Consider the following 15,406-nt stretch of genomic DNA (forward strand, 5'->3'; position numbering starts at 1 on the left):
GAGTACGTCCATGGTTAACGGGAGAAAATCAGGAGAAAATCAGGAGCCAATCCTCAATTTTACAGAATTGCGATACAGCCCCCTCCGTTTACCAATTTCCGGTCAACTTTTCTTCAATGCGATGCCCCCAGAAACTGCTGCAGTTCGATGGTCTTGGGGTTGGCGAAAATTTCTTCCGGCGGCCCGATTTCATGCACTTTCCCTTGGTGCATGAACACCACGCGATCGCAGACTTCGCGCGCAAACCGCATTTCATGGGTCACCATCAGCAAGGTCATGCCTTCCTCCGCCAGCCCGCGCACCACCGCCAATACTTCGTTCACCAGTTCCGGGTCGAGCGCAGAGGTGATTTCATCGCACAGCAGGGCTTGCGGCTGCATCGTCAATGCGCGTGCGATCGCCACCCGCTGCTGCTGGCCGCCGGACAGCTGGTCAGGATAGGCGTCGAATTTTTCCGCCAGGCCGACCCGCGCCAGGTTCTCCTGCGCCGACTTGCGCGCCTCGCTCTCCGTGCTGCCCTTGACGATCATCGGCGACAGCATCACGTTGCGGCCGACCGTCAGGTGCGGAAACAGGTTGAACTGCTGGAAGATCATGCCGACTTTCAGGCGCAGCGCCCGCAGCTCCAGCTCAGTCTTGCCCAGGTGCGCGCCGGCGACGCTGATATTGCCTTCGTCTATGCTTTCCAGACCGTTGATACAGCGCAGCAGGGTGCTTTTGCCGGAGCCGCTCTTGCCGATGATGGCGATCACTTCACCGGCTTCGACATCGAGCCTGATGCCCTTCAGCACCTGGTTGTCGCCGAAGCTTTTTTTTACGTTGTCAATGGCGATTAGCGGCATTGAATTTCCTTTCCAGAGACTGGCTGTATTTGGACAGCGGCCAGCACAGCGCAAAATACATCAGCGCCACCAGTGCATACACGGTGAACGGCTGAAACGTGGCGTTGGTGATCATGGTGCCGGCTTTCGACAGTTCGACGAAGCCGATGATGGAGGTCACCGCCGTGCCTTTGACGATCTGCACGCTGAAGCCGACCGTAGGCGGAATCGCGATGCGCAGCGCTTGCGGCAGGATCACATGGCGCATCTGTTGCATGTAGCTCATGGCCAGGCAAGACGATGCTTCCCACTGGCCGCGCGGGATGGCGTCGACGCAGCCGCGCCAGATTTCCGCCAGGAAGGCGCTGCTCCAGCACGTCAGCGCCAGCGCGGCGGCCAACCAGGCCGGCACTTCCAGGCCAAACAGGGCGAGGCCGAAAAAAGCCAGGAACAGCTGCATCAGCAAGGGCGTGCCCTGGAACAGCTCGATGTACATCTTGGTCAGGCGGCGCAGCCAGGCTTGCTTCGAGGTGCGCATGAACAGGACGATCAGTCCCAGCAGGCCGCCCAGGGCGAACGACGCCAGCGACAGCAACACCGTCCAGCGCAGCGCCAGCAGCAGGTTGCGCACGATATCCCAGACAGAGAATGTAATCATGTAGCCTCCCTGGCTGCGGGCCGGCCGAACAGACGGTCGCCGGCCAGCCGCAGCAGCTGCCGCAGGCCGATCGCCAGCAGCAGGTAGATCGCGGTCGACAGCAGGTAGGATTCAAACGAACGGAAATTGCGGCCCTGGATGAAGTTGGCGGCATACGCCAGTTCTTCCACCGCAATCTGCGAACACACGGCGGAGCCGAGCATCACGATCACTACCTGGCTCGACAGCGCCGGCCAGATTTTTTGCAGGGCGGGGGGCAGGATCACATGCCGGAATATCTGCATCCTGGTCATCGCCAGGCTCAGGCCTGCTTCGACCTGGCCGCGGGCGACGGCAGCGATGCCGGCGCGGATGATTTCGCAGCTGTAGGCGCCGAGATTGATCACCATCGCCAGCAGCGCCGCTTGCATTTCGCCGATCTGCACGCCTATCCCCGGCAGCCCGAAGAAAATGAAAAACAGCTGGATCAGGAACGGCGTGTTGCGGATCAGCTCAACATAGGCGCTGACCAAAGGCCGCAACCAGCGCGGTCCCTGGGTGCGGGCCCAGGCGCCGAAGATGCCGACCGCCACGCCCAGCACGCCGCCGATGGCGATCAGTTCAATCGTCACCAGCACGCCTTTGACCAGCACGGCGGGATAATCGAACGGCGCCAGGAAATCGAAGTGATAACTCATGTCTGCCTTAGGCTAGTCAATGCGGCAAGCGGCGCTTACAGGTTGGCCGGTAAAGGCAGGCCCAGCCACTTCACGCTCAGCGCATTCAGCTCGCCATCCTTCTTGGTCTGCGCCAGGATCGCGTTGACCTTCTCCAGCAGTTTCGGTTCGTCCTTGCTGAGGCCGATCGAGCATGGTGAATTCTTGATCAGGAATTTGGTTTCGGGTTTCTTCGGCGGATTCTTGGCGATGATTGCTGCCGCCACCACGTTGCCGGTCGCTACCAGCTGCACCTGACCCGAGAGGAAGGCGCTGATGGTGCCGTTGTTGTCTTCGTAGCGCTTGATGGTGGCGCTGGCAGGAGCAATCTTGGTCAGTTCCAGGTCTTCCACCGCGCCGCGGGTCACGCCCACGGTCTTGCCGGCCAGGTCGGCCGCGCTGCTGACCTTCTGGTCGGCGCCGCCGAACACGCCGTTATAGAAGGGAGCATAGGCGTCGCTGAAGGCGATCACTTTTTCGCGTTCCGGGTTTTTACCCAGGCTGGAAATGATCAGGTCGACTTTCTTGGTTTGCAGGTAGGGCACGCGATTGGCGCTGGTGACCGGGATCAGTTCGATCTTCACGCCCATTTTCTTCGCGATCAGGGTGGCGACGTCAATATCCAGGCCCTGCGGCTTGAGGTCGCTGGTGACCGAACCGAACGGCGGGAAATCCTGCGGCACGGCGACTTTCAGTACGCCGCTCTTGACGATGTCCTCGAGCGCATCGGCCCGCGCAGTGCTGCTGAACAGGGTGGCAGCAGCAGCCAAGGCGAACAAAATTTTTGGAAACTTCATGTTAAAACTCCTTCAGCGGGGGTGATGTTGCAAAGTCGGCATTCTCGGAAAGCGGGGCCAGCGCCTGTCGTAGCGGCGACAGGGAATCGCTGCGCAGCGATTGGTCCAGGCCTGCTTCGACATTGCATAAATGGTTGTGCATCAGTTGTTCCGCCAGTTCCAGGTCGCCGGCTTCCAGCGCGGCGACGATGCCGACATGTTCGGCGCAGGATTGCCGGGCGTGGTGCGAGGACTGGTATTGCATGGCGGTCAGGGTAGTGCGGGTAGTGAGGTCGCGCAGGGTGTCGGCCAGCAGGGTATTGCCGAACGATTCGCACAGGCAGACATGGAAATCGCCCAACAGGAAGCTGCGCGTGGCGACATCCTCGCCTTCCAGCGCAGCCTGTTCGCGCTCGACATGCTGGCGCAGCTTGCGGATGGCGTCGGCGCCGATCGGCCGCGCATGGCGCAGCAGCCCCAGCTCCAGCACCCGGCGCGCTTCGAAAGCGTCGCGCGCATCTTCCGGGGTCGGCTCGATCACATACCAGCCGCGGCGCGCGCTGACGGTGACGATGCCGCGCGTCACCAGGCGCGTCAAGGCCTCGCGGATCTGGGTGCGGCTGACCCCGAACAGTTCCGCCAGCTGCTGCTCTCCCAGCCGGGTGCCGGGAGCGAGCTTGCGCGCCAGCATCGCTTCGGTAATCCGTTCGGCGATTTGGGTGGACGATTTGGCGGCGGCGGTCATGCTGCTGTATCAGCAAGTCGTATGCCAGCCGCCTTCCTGGACTGATGCACCTATCTGATATACAAGATTGGTGTATCAGTTCACCAAATTGGTTAGTGCTGCCGATTATTGTCACTAAAAGTCACTAAAAAGGGGCGCGGCTGCGCTTTTTTGGCACTTCATTCGGCACCTGTCAGCATTGCCCGCCGCTGATATAAAATCGGAAACATCAATCAATACTGAACCAGGACCAAGAACATGACTCAGATAGTGAACGCCGATTTTGCCAATGCCCGCCACGCCAGCGCCATCGTTGAACTGTTGAACGACTACGCCATGGATGCCATGGGCGGCGGCCAGCAACTCGCCGATTTTGTCAAAAGCAACCTGATCGCCGCCATCAGCAAAAGGAAGGATGTTCACGTGGTGCTGGCTTTTGTCGACGACGAGCCGGCGGGAGTGGCGATCTGCATCGAGGGTTTTTCGACATTCGCCTGCCAGCCGCTGCTGAATATCCATGACCTGGCGGTCGCCGGAAAATTTCGCGGCCGCGGGATTTCCAAGCTGCTGATGGCGCAGGTGGAGCAGGTGGCGCTGGGCCTGGGTTGCTGCAAGATCACGCTCGAAGTGCTGGAAGGCAACCTGCGCGCCCAAGCGCTGTACAAGTCGACCGGGTTTGCCGGCTACGAACTCGATCCGGCTATGGGCAAAGCCATGCTGATGCAGAAAAAACTTTAGTGTCCTGAGTTAGAAGTTCGTCGAAGAAAAGCGATGAAATCGGTGCCATGCGTCGTTGCAAATACTCGCAAGGGGCCACACCCTTGCTCCGTTTTGCGCCTAGCCTGACACCGATTTCATCACTTTTCTTATTCAACGAACTTCTAACTCAGGACACTAATCCGACGCCAGCCGGGATCAGCGGAGGCGGCGCCGGATTTGACCAACCAATGGAAGTCCATGGATGAATCCGAGCATTTTCCCTGAACTGCAATATCTGGAAACCAGCCTGTATGTGCTTGGAGCCGCCTTGCTGGCAGCAGTGCTGGCCGGCGTGCTGCATCGCGTCGGCATCATGCTGCTGCGGCGGCTGGTGCGCAACCGGCCCTACATCACCAACGCCAGCTTTATCGCTTACCGCGCCAGCCAGGTGTGTCTGATGCTGTTCGCGGTGCGCCTGGTGCTGACCGGGGCGCCGGACGATACGCCATGGCTGGTGCCGCTGTCCTACCTGACCTCGGTGGCGCTGATCGTCGCCTTGACCTGGCTGGCGATGCGCTGCATCCGCGCCTTGAGCGCCACCGTTGTCCAGCTCAATCCGGTCAGCGCCGCCGACAACCTGAAAGCCCGCCGCATCCTGACCCAGACCAGGGTGCTGACGCGCAGCGCCTACTTCATTGCGGCGCTGCTTGGCCTGGGGTTTGTCTTGCTGACCTTGCCCGGCGCGCGCCAGTTCGGCGCCAGCCTGCTGGCCTCGGCCGGGGTGGCGGGACTGGTCGCCGGTATTGCGGCGCGGCCGGTGCTGGGCAATTTCATCGCCGGCATGCAGATCGCGTTTTCGCAGCCGATCCGCATCGACGATGTCCTGATCGTCCAGGGCGAGTGGGGGCGGGTCGAAGAAATCACCGGCACCTTCGTGGTGGTGCGGATCTGGGATGAACGGCGCCTGATCGTGCCTTTGCAGTGGTTTATCGAAAATCCCTTCGAGAACTGGACCCACACCTCTTCCACCATCCTCGGCACGGTGTTCCTGTGGCTGGATTTCGGCGTCCCGGTGCCGGCGGTGCGCGCCGAGTTCGAGCGCATCTGCAAGCAATCTTCCTTGTGGGACGGCCGGGTTTGCGTCTTGCACGTGACCGACGCCAACGAACGCGCCATGCAATTGCGGCTGCTGGTCAGCGCCAGGGATTCCGGCACCGCCTTCGACCTGCGCTGCGCCATCCGCGAAGCCATGCTGGCGTTCATCGCCGGGAACTATCCGGACAGCCTGCCGCGGTTGCGCGCGGCGCTCGATGCGTAGGGTGGGCAAGTTTTTTTGCCCACGCGTGAACTCACACCACGTACATGCCATTCCGGTGCCGCAGTATCTACTCCGGGTCACGCGTGGGCACAGGTGCCCACCCTACGCAAGCCTGCCACACTCACCGATGATCCACTGGCGGAACAAGTCGATGGCGGCGGTCGTCCGCTGTGCGTTGGGGCGCACCAGGAAGTAGCCATTATCGGTTTGCACCGGGCCGGCGGCGGCGCGCACCAGCTGGCCGCTGCGCAGCAAATCCTCGACCAGCGGCAGCCAGCCTAGCGCCAGGCCCTGTCCGGCGATGGCGGCCTGGATCACCAGCGGATAGTTGTTGAAACTGAGGTCGTGTGCGCCATCGCTGGCCGCCAGCCGGTGGCGGGCGAACCAGCTGTCCCAGCTCAGCCAGCGCGTCGGCTCTTCGCTTTCCAAATGGAGCAGCGGTAATGCGGTCAGTCTGCTGATATCTTCGCCTGCGGCATGGCTGGCCAGGAAACCCGGGCTGCATACCGGAATCACGATTTCGGGCAACAGCAGTTCCGCCTCGCAGCCCGGCCAGTGGCCGGCGCCGAAAGCGATCGCGACGTCGACCGCTTCCTCGCGGATATCGAAAGGCTTTTGCGAAGTCACGATGCGTACATCGAGGTCGGCCACCAGTTTGCGCAGGGCGCCCAGCTGGGGCATCAGCCAGTAAGCCGCGAAGCCGAAGTCGGTCGCTACCGTCAGCACCCGGCGCGAACGCTGTGCGCGGATGTGCGCCACGGCGGCGCCGATGGTGCCGAGGCTTTCGTGCACTGCCTCGAACAGCCGCACGCCGTCGGCGCTCAGCGAAACGCCACGGTGGGCGCGCTTGAACAGAGGTACGCCCAGGTCTTCTTCCAGCAAGCCGATGCGGTGGCTGACCGCCGGCTGGGTGGTGCCGAGTTCTTGCGCCGCCGCGGTGAAATTCAGGTGGCGGGCTGCGGCTTCGAAGAACACCAGGCTTTGCAAGGGTGGTAGGCGGTGCGGTTTAGCCATAATCTCTCTTTATGGATGCATAACGATTTGTGGGCTTCACACCCATGAAATCACGATGCTAGACTAACTCGTCGCATAAAGCCAATCAATGCCAGGAGAGAGAACGATGAGCCGCAAGCCGAATATTCTGATCTTGATGGCAGACCAGCTGACGCCTGCCGCACTGGCGGCATATGGCAACCAGGTCTGCCAGACGCCCAACATCGATGCGCTGGCGGAGGGTGGCGTGGTGTTCGATTCCGCCTACACCAACAGCCCGCTGTGTGCGCCGTCGCGCTACGTGTTCATGGCGGGCAAGCTGCCTTCGGCGATCGGCGCCTACGACAATGCCGCCGAGCTGGGCGCGGAGGTGCTGACCTTCGGCCATTATTTGCGCCACGCCGGCTACCGCACCATCTTGTCCGGCAAGATGCATTTCTGCGGCGCCGACCAGTTGCACGGCTTTGAAGAGCGGCTGACCACCGACATCTATCCGGCGGATTTCGGCTGGACCCCTGACTGGGACCATCCAGATCAGCGCCCGAGCTGGTACCACAATATGGGCTCGGTGATCGACGCCGGGCCTTGCATACGCACCAACCAGCTCGATTTCGACGAAGAGGTGGTCGCCGCCGCCCGCCAGAAACTGTTCGACATTGCGCGCGATGGCGATGAGCGCCCGTTTTGCATGCTGGTCTCGCTGACCCACCCGCACGACCCCTACGCCATCCCCGAGCAATACTGGAACCTGTACCGGGACGAAGACATCGACATGCCGCGGGTACACCTGGCGCCCGGACAGCTCGATCCGCACTCCCGGCGCCTGCGCCACGTCAGCGACATGGACCGCACCCCGGTCACGGAACAGCAGGTGCGCAACGCCCGCCGCGCCTACTATGGCGCGGTTTCCTACGTCGACGAACAGATCGGCCGCATCCGGCAGACGCTGGAGCAGACTGGCATGGCCGACGACACCGTCATCCTGCTGCTGGCCGACCATGGCGACATGCTGGGCGAGCGCGGACTCTGGTACAAGATGAATTTCTTTGAAGGCGCCGCCCGCATACCGCTGATCGTGCATGCGCCGGAGCGTTTCCGGCCACGGCGGGTGGCGGCGTCGGTCTCGCTGGCCGACATCTTGCCGACCCTGGTCGACCTCGCTTTCGACGGCGCCGCGCCGCCGTATCCCGAAACTATCGACGGCCGCAGCCTGCTGCCGCACCTGCAAGGCAGGGCCGGGCATGACGAAGTGATCGGCGAGTATTGCGGCGAGGGAGCGCTGGCGCCGATCGTGATGATACGGCGCGGCCCCTACAAGTTCATCCACTCGCCGGTCGATCCCGACCAGCTCTACCATCTTGCGCGCGATCCCGACGAGTTGAAGAACCTGGCGACCGATCCGGAATCCATGGCCGTGCTTGAGCAATTCCGCCAGGAAGCCGGCCATCGCTGGAACCTGTCCAAGCTGCATGAGCAGGTAGTCGCCAGCCAGCGCCGGCGGCGCTTCCACTTTGCGGCGCAAAGCACGGGCACGGCGCGGCACTGGGATTACCAGCCGGTGCAGGACGCTAGCCTGCGTTTCATGCGCAACCATATCGACCTTGACGCGCTGGAGGCGATGGCGCGTTTTCCGGCGGTTTCGGGTAAATAAGCAGGTAAATAAGCAGGTAAATAAGCTGGAGGGCAGCATGCCAAGAAAAGGTATTCCATCGGGTATTCCAGTGATGCTGGCCTGCCTGCTGTTTTTGCATCAGGGCGCTTTTGGGGCGGAGGCTGACGCTTGCAAGCTAGTGCGCATGGCCGATCCCGGCTGGAGCGACATTACCGCAACCAATGCCATCGCCGGCATCTTGCTGGATGCGCTCGGTTATGAGCAGAAGGTGGACCACCTGTCGGTTCCCATCACTTTCGTCGGCTTGAAAAAAGGCCAGATCGATGTCTTCCTCGGCAACTGGATGCCGGCGCAAAAGCCGCTCATGGAAACCCAGCTCAAGGATGGCGCCATCGACGTCCTGCACGCCAACCTGGTCAATGCCAAGTTCACGCTCGCGGTTCCCAGCTACGTCGCTGCCGCAGGCGTCAAGTCTTTCAGCGACCTTGCCAGGTTCGCCGACAAATTCGACAGCAAGATTTACGGCATCGAAACCGGCGCGCCGGCCAACCAGAACATCAAGACCATGCTGGCGGCCAAGTCGTTCGGGCTGGACAACTGGAAACTGGTGGAGTCGAGCGAGCAAAGCATGTTGAGCCAGGTCGCGCGCAAAGTCTTGGCCAAGGAGTGGATCGTATTCCTGGCCTGGGAGCCGCACCTGATGAACACCCGTTTCCAGCTCACTTACCTGGATGGCGGCAATGCCTATTTCGGCCCCAACTACGGCGGCGCCACGGTGAACACGCTGGCGCGCAAAGGTTATGCGGCGCAGTGCCCGAACAGCGGCCGGCTGTTCAGCCAGCTTGAGTTCAACGTCGACCTGGAAAACAAGATCATCAGCGACGTGCTGACGCAGAAAGTGGATGCGAAGACCGCCGCGGCGCGGCAGTTGAAACAGCACCCCGAGCTGTTGCAGGCATGGCTAAATGGCGTCAAGACACGTGGCGGCGAAGATGGTTTGCCGGCAGTGAAGAAGATGCTTGGCTTGAACTAGCGGCAGTCTCGCAGTAGGGTGGGCAGGTTTTTCTGCCCACGCGGACGCTCGAGCTCAAACGAGCAAGATTCCGCGTGGGCACAGGTGCCCACCCTACATGGAGCCCGTCAACCCGTATTGCGCAAACCGGCGGCGATGCCGTTGATGCTCAGGTGGATGCCGCGTTTGACCCTTTCTTCCGTCGTGCGGCCGGCCGCGGTCACGCTGCGGTGGCGCTTGATCAGTTCCACCTGCAAGTGGTTCAGCGGATCGAGGTAGGCGAAGCGGTTCTTGATCGAACGCGCCAGCAGCGGATTGCCCGACAGGCGGTCCTTGGAGCCGGTGATGGCCGACAGGATGCTGCTGGTGCGCTCGTGTTCATCGACGATGCGCTTGAAGATGCTGTTGCGCAGCTTGCGGTCGGTGACCAGCCCGGCATAGCGCGAGGCCACAGCCAGGTCGGTCTTCGACAGCACCATGTCCATGTTCGACAGCAGGGTGGCGAAGAACGGCCATTCCTTGTACATGGCGCGCAAGGTCGCCAGCTTCTGGGTCTTGAGCTTGCTGTCCTTTCCCTCTTCCAGCCAGCTTTCGATGGCGCTGCCGAAGCCGTACCAGCCCGGCAGCAGCAAACGGCACTGGCCCCAGGAAAAGCCCCAGGGAATCGCGCGCAAGTCTTCGATGCGGCGCGTCGATTTGCGCGAGGCAGGGCGCGAACCGATGTTCAGTTCGGCGATCTCGGCAATCGGCGTCGCCGCAAAGAAGTAGTCGGTGAAACCGGGGGTTTCATAGACCAGGTTGCGGTAGGACTGGTAAGCGCGTTCCGACAAACCATCCATCAGCTGTTCGAATTCGCCTAGCTTCTTGGTTTGCCTGGCGTCGGCATTGTTAGGCATCAGGCTCGCTTCCAGCGTCGCCGCCACCAGCAGCTCCAGGTTGCGGCGGCCGATTTCCGGGTTGGAAAACTTGGAAGCGATGATCTCGCCTTGCTCGGTCAGGCGGATCTGGCCGTTGACGGTGCCCGGCGGCTGCGCCAGGATCGCCTGGTAGCTCGGGCCGCCGCCGCGGCCGACGGTGCCGCCGCGGCCATGGAACAGGCGCAGCTTGACGCCGGCGCGGTCGAATACGCGCACCAGCTGGATCTCAGCCTTGTACAGCTCCCAGTTGGAAGTCAGGAAACCACCGTCCTTGTTGGAGTCGGAATAACCCAGCATCACTTCCTGCAGCTTGCCTTGCTTGGCGATCAGCCGCTCCACAGGCGCCAGGGCCATGAACTGCTCCATGATGGCGGCGGCGCGGCGCAGGTCGGGAATGGTTTCGAATAGCGGGATCACCATGACTTCCAGCTCGCCGACGGCAGCCTTGCCCTTGCCCGCAACGGCATCAGGCCGCAGCAGGCCGGTTTCTTGTTGCAGCAGCAGGACTTCCAGCAAGTCGGACACAGTCTCGGTGTGCGAGATGATGTAGTTGCGGATCGAGCGCGCGCCGTAGCGCTGGCGCATCTCGCCGGCGGCGCGCAGGATCGACAGTTCGGACACGGTCTCGTCGGAATACTCGATGTACGGCGAGTACAGCAGGCGCGGCTTGGCCAGTTCGGCCAGTAGCAGGTCGATCTTCTGTTCTTCGCTGAGCTTGTCGTAAGCGCCTTCCACCTGGGCCTGGGCGAACAGCTCGGTCAGCACCCGTTCGTGGACGTCGGAACTCTGGCGCATGTCGAGCGAGGCCAGGTGGAAACCGAAAATCTCGGAAGCGCGCTTGAGCGTCGCCAGCCGCGGCTTGACCAGTGCGCTGCCGTGGTGGGCGCGCAGCGAATCTTCGACGATCTGCAATTCCTGGGTAAATTCCTGCGGCGTCGCATAGTGGGCGGCGGCGCCGACTTCCTGGCGCAGGATGTTGGTGGCGCCCAGCTCGCGCGCGGTCGAGGCCAGCCGTGCGTAGATGCCGATCAGGGCGCGGCGGTAAGGTTCGTCGGAACGATGGTCCGAGGTGTCGGGCGAACTTTCCGCCAGCGCCAGCAGTTCCTGGTTGACGCTGACCATCAGGGTCGAGACCGACAGCTCCGCGCCCAGCGCATGTACTTCTTCCAGGTAAAAATCAAAGATGGTGGTCGATTGCCGCGACAGCGCGCGCTGCATGGTGCCGGCGTTGACGTTGGGATTGCCGTCGCGGTCGCCGCCGATCCAGCTACCCATCTGCACGAAGGGCGCCAGTTCGGCATTGGCGCCGCCGCTGGGCTGGCGCGCGCGGGTCGGGAACTGGGTGGCGATTTCGCCTTCGATGTCGTCATACAGCGCCGGCAGTTCGCGCAGGAAGGTGATGCGGTAGTAGGACAGGGCATTCTCGATTTCGTCCGCTACCGTCAGCTTGGTATAGCGCAGCATGCGGGTTTGCCACAGGGTGGCGATGCGGCCGCGCAGCAGTTCGGTGTTGTCGCGCAGTTCTTTCGCGGTCAGGGGACGGTCGCGCTCGGCCAGCAGGCGGGCGATCTCGCGCTCCGCATCGAGGATGCTCTTGCGCTGCACTTCGGTCGGGTGGGCAGTCAGGACCGGCGAAATCAAGGCATCTTTCAGGAAGCTGCGCACGGTGGCGCCGGAGACGCCGGCGTCATCCAGCTTGCTCAGGGCATGCGCCACGCTGCCGGGCTGGGCTGCCGATCCGGCCAGCAAGTGGGCGCGGCGGCGCCGGTTATGGTGCTGATCCTCGGCGATATTGGCCAGGTGCGAGAAATAGGAAAATGCGCGCACCACCGAATTGGTCTGGTCGCGCGTGAGTTTCTTGAGCAGCTTGTCGAGGTCGGCGCCGGCCTGCGGATCCGATTCGCGCCGGAAGCGTACCGCCGTCTGGCGTATGGTTTCCACCACTTCAAATACCGCGTCGCCCTCCTGATCGCGCAGCACGTCGCCCAGCAAGCGGCCCAGCAGACGGATATCTTCTTTGAGCGGAGCATCTTTATTGGGAGCGGGTTTTTTTACCTGGACAGCAGAATTCAATTGTTTTGCCATAATGAACGAGTGCAATCAGTTTTTCTGGGGTGGGGACGAAGGGTTTGGAACCGGTTGGGCGGGTGCTGTCTATATAAGTCTTTTGATATAAGCTGAACTGAGGCAATGCGCTGGAACAGTACACTGCACATGCTAAAATCCAGTGCGCCGCCTAGTTAAAATCTGAAAGAACTTGTGTCGAAAATATCCCCCCCTTCCAAGTTGGTGATCGCATCGCGTGAAAGCCCGCTGGCCATGTGGCAAGCGGAACACGTGCGCGAACGGTTATCTGCATTATATCCAGACTGTAATATAGAAATCCTCGGTATGACCACCCGCGGCGATCAAATTCTTGATCGTACCCTGTCCAAGGTCGGTGGCAAGGGCCTGTTCGTCAAGGAACTGGAAGTGGCGATGGCGGAAGGCCGCGCCGACCTGGCGGTGCATTCGCTCAAGGACATGCCGATGGAGCTGCCGCCCGGATTTGTGCTCAGCGCCGTGCTGGAGCGCGAAGATCCGCGCGATGCGTTTGTGTCGAACGACTACGCCAGCCTGGAGCAGCTGCCTGCCGGCGCCATCGTCGGCACCAGCAGCCTGCGCCGCCAGGCCTTGATCGCCGCGCGCTTCCCCTTGCTGCAGATCAAGCCCTTACGCGGCAATCTCGGTACCCGCCTGGCCAAGCTCGACCGCGGCGAATATGCCGCCATCATCCTGGCCGCGGCCGGCCTCAAGCGGCTTGGCCTGGCCGACCGCATCACGGCCCCGATCGAGCCCGAGCAGAGTTTGCCGGCGCCGGGGCAGGGCGCGATGGCGATCGAGATCCGCGCCGACCGCGCCGACCTGCAGGAAATACTCGCGCCCCTGAACCATTTGCCTACGGAACTGGCGGTCACCGCTGAGCGCACCTTGTCGCGCGCCTTCGGCGGCAGCTGCCAGGTGCCGCTGGCGGCGTTTGCCACCATCGACGGCGACCAGATGCGCTTGCGCGCAATGATCGCCACGCCGGACGGCCTGCGGGTCGCCGTTGCCGACGCCAGCGGCGCCGCCGACGCACCGGAAGTGCTGGGAGAAACCATTGCCGCAGCGCTGGAGGCGCAGGACGCCGGAGCCATCCTGGCGCTGTGCAAGGAGGCCTAGTGCCACTAGCGCCGCCAGCGGGCAACTCTGCCTTGCGCCCGGTCATCATCACCAGGCCGCTGCAGCAAGCCTCGGCGCTGGCGCGGCAGATCGCGGCGCGCGGCCGCCAGCCGGTGGTTTTCCCCTTGCTGGAAATCCTGCCGCTAAACGATAACGCGCCGTTGCAAGCCGTCCTCGGCGAGCTCGCCGACTTTGCGCTAGTGGTGTTTGTCAGCCCGAACGCCATCGATGCCGCATTTCGCCATATCGCCGGCTGGCCTCGGCAGTTGCCGATCGGTATCGTCGGCGAGGGCAGCAGGGCGGCGCTGGCGCGCCACGGCCTGACGGCGCACAACACCACCATCTTCAGCCCGCCCGATCCGGCCAGGACCGATTCCGAAGGTTTGCTGCAGGCGCTCGACCTTGATTCCTTGCGCGGCCGCCAGGTATTGCTGGTGCGCGGCGAAAGCGGCCGCGAATTTTTTGCCGACAGCTTGCTGGCGGCGGGTATCAAGGTGCAGGCCGTAGCTGCTTACCGACGCCAGGCGCCGGTGCTCGATGCCTCCTTGAGAACCCGCCTGCAATTCCTGCTGGATACCGAAAACGACTGGATATTGACCAGCTCGGAAGCGCTCAGGCACCTGGTCGACCTGGTGCAAGCGCTTGCGGGCGGCGCCGGTGTTGCAAAAATCCAACAGCAGAAACTCCTTGTCCCGCATGCCCGTATTGCCGAAACGGCACATACGCTTGGATTTACTGACGTTACTCTGACCGGCTCAGGCGACGAACGGCTACTCGACGCGTTACAATTCCCGCTATGAACGAATCGATACCCACCCCAGAATCGAACCAGCCTGCTGGTCCTGCCGTCAGCGCCACGGCATCGCCACCGTCGCAGCCGGTGCTGCAGCCTTACAAGTTCACCCAGGACAAGAGTCCGAAGCGCTCGCTTGGCCTGGTGTACGGCATATTGCTGCTGCTGGCCCTGCTGCTGGCGGCGCAATGGTGGGTGATGCACAACGAGAACGGCAAGCTGCGCCAGGAACTGGCGCGCCGCCTGCAGGCGGGCGACAGCATCAATACGGAAACCAAGGTGCTGGTGAAGTCGGTGCAGGACGAGTCGAAGGAACTGCAAGGCAAGGTCAGCGTGCTGGAAAACAAGCAGGTCGAATCGCAAAGCCAGCAACTGGCGCTGGAGCAGCTGTATAAAGACCTGTCGCGCAACAGCGATGACTGGACCCTGGCCCAGGTGGAAGACGTGCTGTCGACCGCCAGCCAGCAATTGCAACTGGCCGGCAACGTCCAGGGCGCACTGATCGCACTGCAGAACGCCGACAAGAACCTGTCGCGCTCCGACAAGCCGCAATTCATCATCGTGCGGCGCGCCATCGCCAGCGACATCGAAAAACTGAAGGCCTTGCCGACGCTGGACGTCACCGGCATCGCCGTGCGTCTCGACAGCATCATCGGCCAGATCGACGGCATGCCCTTGCTGTCCGATGAAAAACCGATCGTCGGCATCAGCAAGCCGAATAACCAGGCCGTGGTCGGTGGGCCTAAGGCCGCCGGTTCCGGCAATATCGCCAAAACCCAGGTGGCGGCGGATGCCGTGGTGACCGACTGGAAAAACAGCCTGAAGGACAAGTGGCAAAGCTGGAGCAGCGAGATGTGGACCGAAATCAGCCAGCTGATCAGGGTGCGCACCGTCGATACCCCCGACGCCTTGCTGCTGTCGCCGACCCAGGCCTACTATGCCCGGGAGAACCTGAAGCTGCGCCTGCTCAATGCCCGCCTCGGCCTGCTGTCGCGCAACGAATCAGCATTCCGCAGCGACCTGATCGCCGCCCAGGAAACCATCACCAAATATTTCGACACGCGGGCCAAGCAGACCCAGACCGTGCAGACCTTGCTCAAGCAGGTCCAAAGCAGCAATCTTTCGATCACCATGCCGGCGCTGGATAGCCCGGCGGCGATCCGTACTTACAAAGGCAAGCCATAGTC

Annotated in this window: 14 protein-coding genes; 7 read left to right on the plus strand and 7 right to left on the minus strand. The window is 62.3% G+C overall.

Annotated elements, in window-relative coordinates:
- Positions 1 to 113: 113 nt before the first annotated feature.
- The 5 genes from CFU_RS07195 to CFU_RS07215 are packed head-to-tail and all read right to left on the minus strand — an operon-like array spanning position 114 to position 3,695.
- A complete protein-coding gene (locus tag CFU_RS07195) occupies positions 114 to 842 on the minus strand; it encodes an amino acid ABC transporter ATP-binding protein (RefSeq protein WP_014005385.1) in 729 nt (242 codons plus the stop codon).
- Complete coding sequence (locus CFU_RS07200; protein WP_014005386.1) at positions 823 to 1,479, minus strand: amino acid ABC transporter permease; 657 nt, start codon at positions 1,477 to 1,479, stop codon at positions 823 to 825. Before CFU_RS07200 ends, CFU_RS07195 begins: the two co-directional genes overlap by 20 nt.
- The gene (locus CFU_RS07205) at positions 1,476 to 2,156 is read right to left on the minus strand and encodes an amino acid ABC transporter permease (protein ID WP_014005387.1); all 681 of its coding nucleotides are present in this window, start codon (positions 2,154 to 2,156) and stop codon (positions 1,476 to 1,478) included. The genes CFU_RS07200 and CFU_RS07205 overlap by 4 nt, the downstream gene beginning before the upstream one ends.
- Positions 2,157 to 2,191: 35 nt before the next feature.
- Entirely contained in the window at positions 2,192 to 2,971 is a 780-nt protein-coding gene (locus CFU_RS07210) for a transporter substrate-binding domain-containing protein (RefSeq protein ID WP_014005388.1), read from the minus strand.
- 1 nt (position 2,972) lies between these two features.
- Positions 2,973 to 3,695, minus strand: a complete 723-nt coding sequence (locus tag CFU_RS07215; protein ID WP_014005389.1) for a GntR family transcriptional regulator — start codon at positions 3,693 to 3,695, stop codon at positions 2,973 to 2,975.
- Between the two features lie 237 nt (positions 3,696 to 3,932).
- Between CFU_RS07215 and CFU_RS07220 the strand changes: the two genes are divergently transcribed.
- Positions 3,933 to 4,412, plus strand: a complete 480-nt coding sequence (locus CFU_RS07220; RefSeq protein WP_014005390.1) for a GNAT family N-acetyltransferase — start codon at positions 3,933 to 3,935, stop codon at positions 4,410 to 4,412.
- 223 nt (positions 4,413 to 4,635) lie between these two features.
- Complete coding sequence (locus CFU_RS07225; protein ID WP_014005391.1) at positions 4,636 to 5,691, plus strand: mechanosensitive ion channel family protein; 1,056 nt, start codon at positions 4,636 to 4,638, stop codon at positions 5,689 to 5,691.
- Positions 5,692 to 5,793: 102 nt separating this feature from the next.
- Here the strand turns inward: CFU_RS07225 and CFU_RS07230 are convergent, their stop codons facing one another.
- The gene (locus CFU_RS07230) at positions 5,794 to 6,705 is read right to left on the minus strand and encodes a choline sulfate utilization transcriptional regulator (RefSeq protein ID WP_014005392.1); all 912 of its coding nucleotides are present in this window, start codon (positions 6,703 to 6,705) and stop codon (positions 5,794 to 5,796) included.
- 106 nt (positions 6,706 to 6,811) lie between these two features.
- On the opposite strand from CFU_RS07230, the gene betC reads away from it, so the two are divergent.
- Positions 6,812 to 8,335 (plus strand): choline-sulfatase, encoded by a 1,524-nt coding sequence (gene betC, locus CFU_RS07235; protein WP_148264779.1) that lies wholly within the window; start codon positions 6,812 to 6,814, stop codon positions 8,333 to 8,335.
- A gap of 73 nt (positions 8,336 to 8,408) precedes the next feature.
- Positions 8,409 to 9,329: a choline ABC transporter substrate-binding protein gene (gene choX, locus CFU_RS07240; RefSeq protein WP_041741446.1), complete on the plus strand. Its 921-nt coding sequence runs from the start codon at positions 8,409 to 8,411 to the stop codon at positions 9,327 to 9,329.
- A 107-nt stretch (positions 9,330 to 9,436) separates the two neighbouring features.
- On the opposite strand, the gene ppc is transcribed toward choX, so the two are convergent.
- Entirely contained in the window at positions 9,437 to 12,310 is a 2,874-nt protein-coding gene (ppc, locus tag CFU_RS07245) for a phosphoenolpyruvate carboxylase (RefSeq protein ID WP_014005395.1), read from the minus strand.
- 234 nt (positions 12,311 to 12,544) lie between these two features.
- Here ppc and hemC point away from each other — a divergent pair, with 234 nt between their 5' ends.
- From hemC to CFU_RS07260, 3 genes are read left to right on the plus strand one after another with little or no spacing between them, the layout of a single operon-like run.
- Positions 12,545 to 13,426: a hydroxymethylbilane synthase gene (gene hemC / locus CFU_RS07250; RefSeq protein WP_050808729.1), complete on the plus strand. Its 882-nt coding sequence runs from the start codon at positions 12,545 to 12,547 to the stop codon at positions 13,424 to 13,426.
- Positions 13,426 to 14,226, plus strand: coding sequence for a uroporphyrinogen-III synthase (locus CFU_RS07255; RefSeq protein WP_148264780.1), 801 nt, complete (start codon positions 13,426 to 13,428; stop codon positions 14,224 to 14,226). Before hemC ends, CFU_RS07255 begins: the two co-directional genes overlap by 1 nt.
- Positions 14,223 to 15,404 carry a uroporphyrinogen-III C-methyltransferase gene (locus tag CFU_RS07260; RefSeq protein WP_014005398.1) on the plus strand — a complete coding sequence of 394 codons (1,182 nt, stop codon included), beginning with the start codon at positions 14,223 to 14,225 and terminating at the stop codon, positions 15,402 to 15,404. The genes CFU_RS07255 and CFU_RS07260 overlap by 4 nt, the downstream gene beginning before the upstream one ends.
- Positions 15,405 to 15,406 lie beyond the last annotated feature (2 nt).

Source organism: Collimonas fungivorans Ter331 (assembly GCF_000221045.1).
Lineage (GTDB): Bacteria > Pseudomonadota > Gammaproteobacteria > Burkholderiales > Burkholderiaceae_D > Collimonas > Collimonas fungivorans_A.

What these genes read in the sequence shown, in the direction of transcription:
- CFU_RS07195 (WP_014005385.1), bottom strand. Translation starts at nt 842, where the DNA reads ATGCCGCTAATCGCCATTGACAACGTAAAAAAAAGCTTCGGCGACAAC.
- CFU_RS07200 (WP_014005386.1), bottom strand. Translation starts at nt 1,479, where the DNA reads ATGATTACATTCTCTGTCTGGGATATCGTGCGCAACCTGCTGCTGGCG.
- CFU_RS07205 (WP_014005387.1), bottom strand. Translation starts at nt 2,156, where the DNA reads ATGAGTTATCACTTCGATTTCCTGGCGCCGTTCGATTATCCCGCCGTG.
- CFU_RS07210 (WP_014005388.1), bottom strand. Translation starts at nt 2,971, where the DNA reads ATGAAGTTTCCAAAAATTTTGTTCGCCTTGGCTGCTGCTGCCACCCTG.
- CFU_RS07215 (WP_014005389.1), bottom strand. Translation starts at nt 3,695, where the DNA reads ATGACCGCCGCCGCCAAATCGTCCACCCAAATCGCCGAACGGATTACC.
- CFU_RS07220 (WP_014005390.1), top strand. Translation starts at nt 3,933, where the DNA reads ATGACTCAGATAGTGAACGCCGATTTTGCCAATGCCCGCCACGCCAGC.
- CFU_RS07225 (WP_014005391.1), top strand. Translation starts at nt 4,636, where the DNA reads ATGAATCCGAGCATTTTCCCTGAACTGCAATATCTGGAAACCAGCCTG.
- CFU_RS07230 (WP_014005392.1), bottom strand. Translation starts at nt 6,705, where the DNA reads ATGGCTAAACCGCACCGCCTACCACCCTTGCAAAGCCTGGTGTTCTTC.
- betC (WP_148264779.1), top strand. Translation starts at nt 6,812, where the DNA reads ATGAGCCGCAAGCCGAATATTCTGATCTTGATGGCAGACCAGCTGACG.
- choX (WP_041741446.1), top strand. Translation starts at nt 8,409, where the DNA reads ATGCTGGCCTGCCTGCTGTTTTTGCATCAGGGCGCTTTTGGGGCGGAG.
- ppc (WP_014005395.1), bottom strand. Translation starts at nt 12,310, where the DNA reads ATGGCAAAACAATTGAATTCTGCTGTCCAGGTAAAAAAACCCGCTCCC.
- hemC (WP_050808729.1), top strand. Translation starts at nt 12,545, where the DNA reads ATGTGGCAAGCGGAACACGTGCGCGAACGGTTATCTGCATTATATCCA.
- CFU_RS07260 (WP_014005398.1), top strand. Translation starts at nt 14,223, where the DNA reads ATGAACGAATCGATACCCACCCCAGAATCGAACCAGCCTGCTGGTCCT.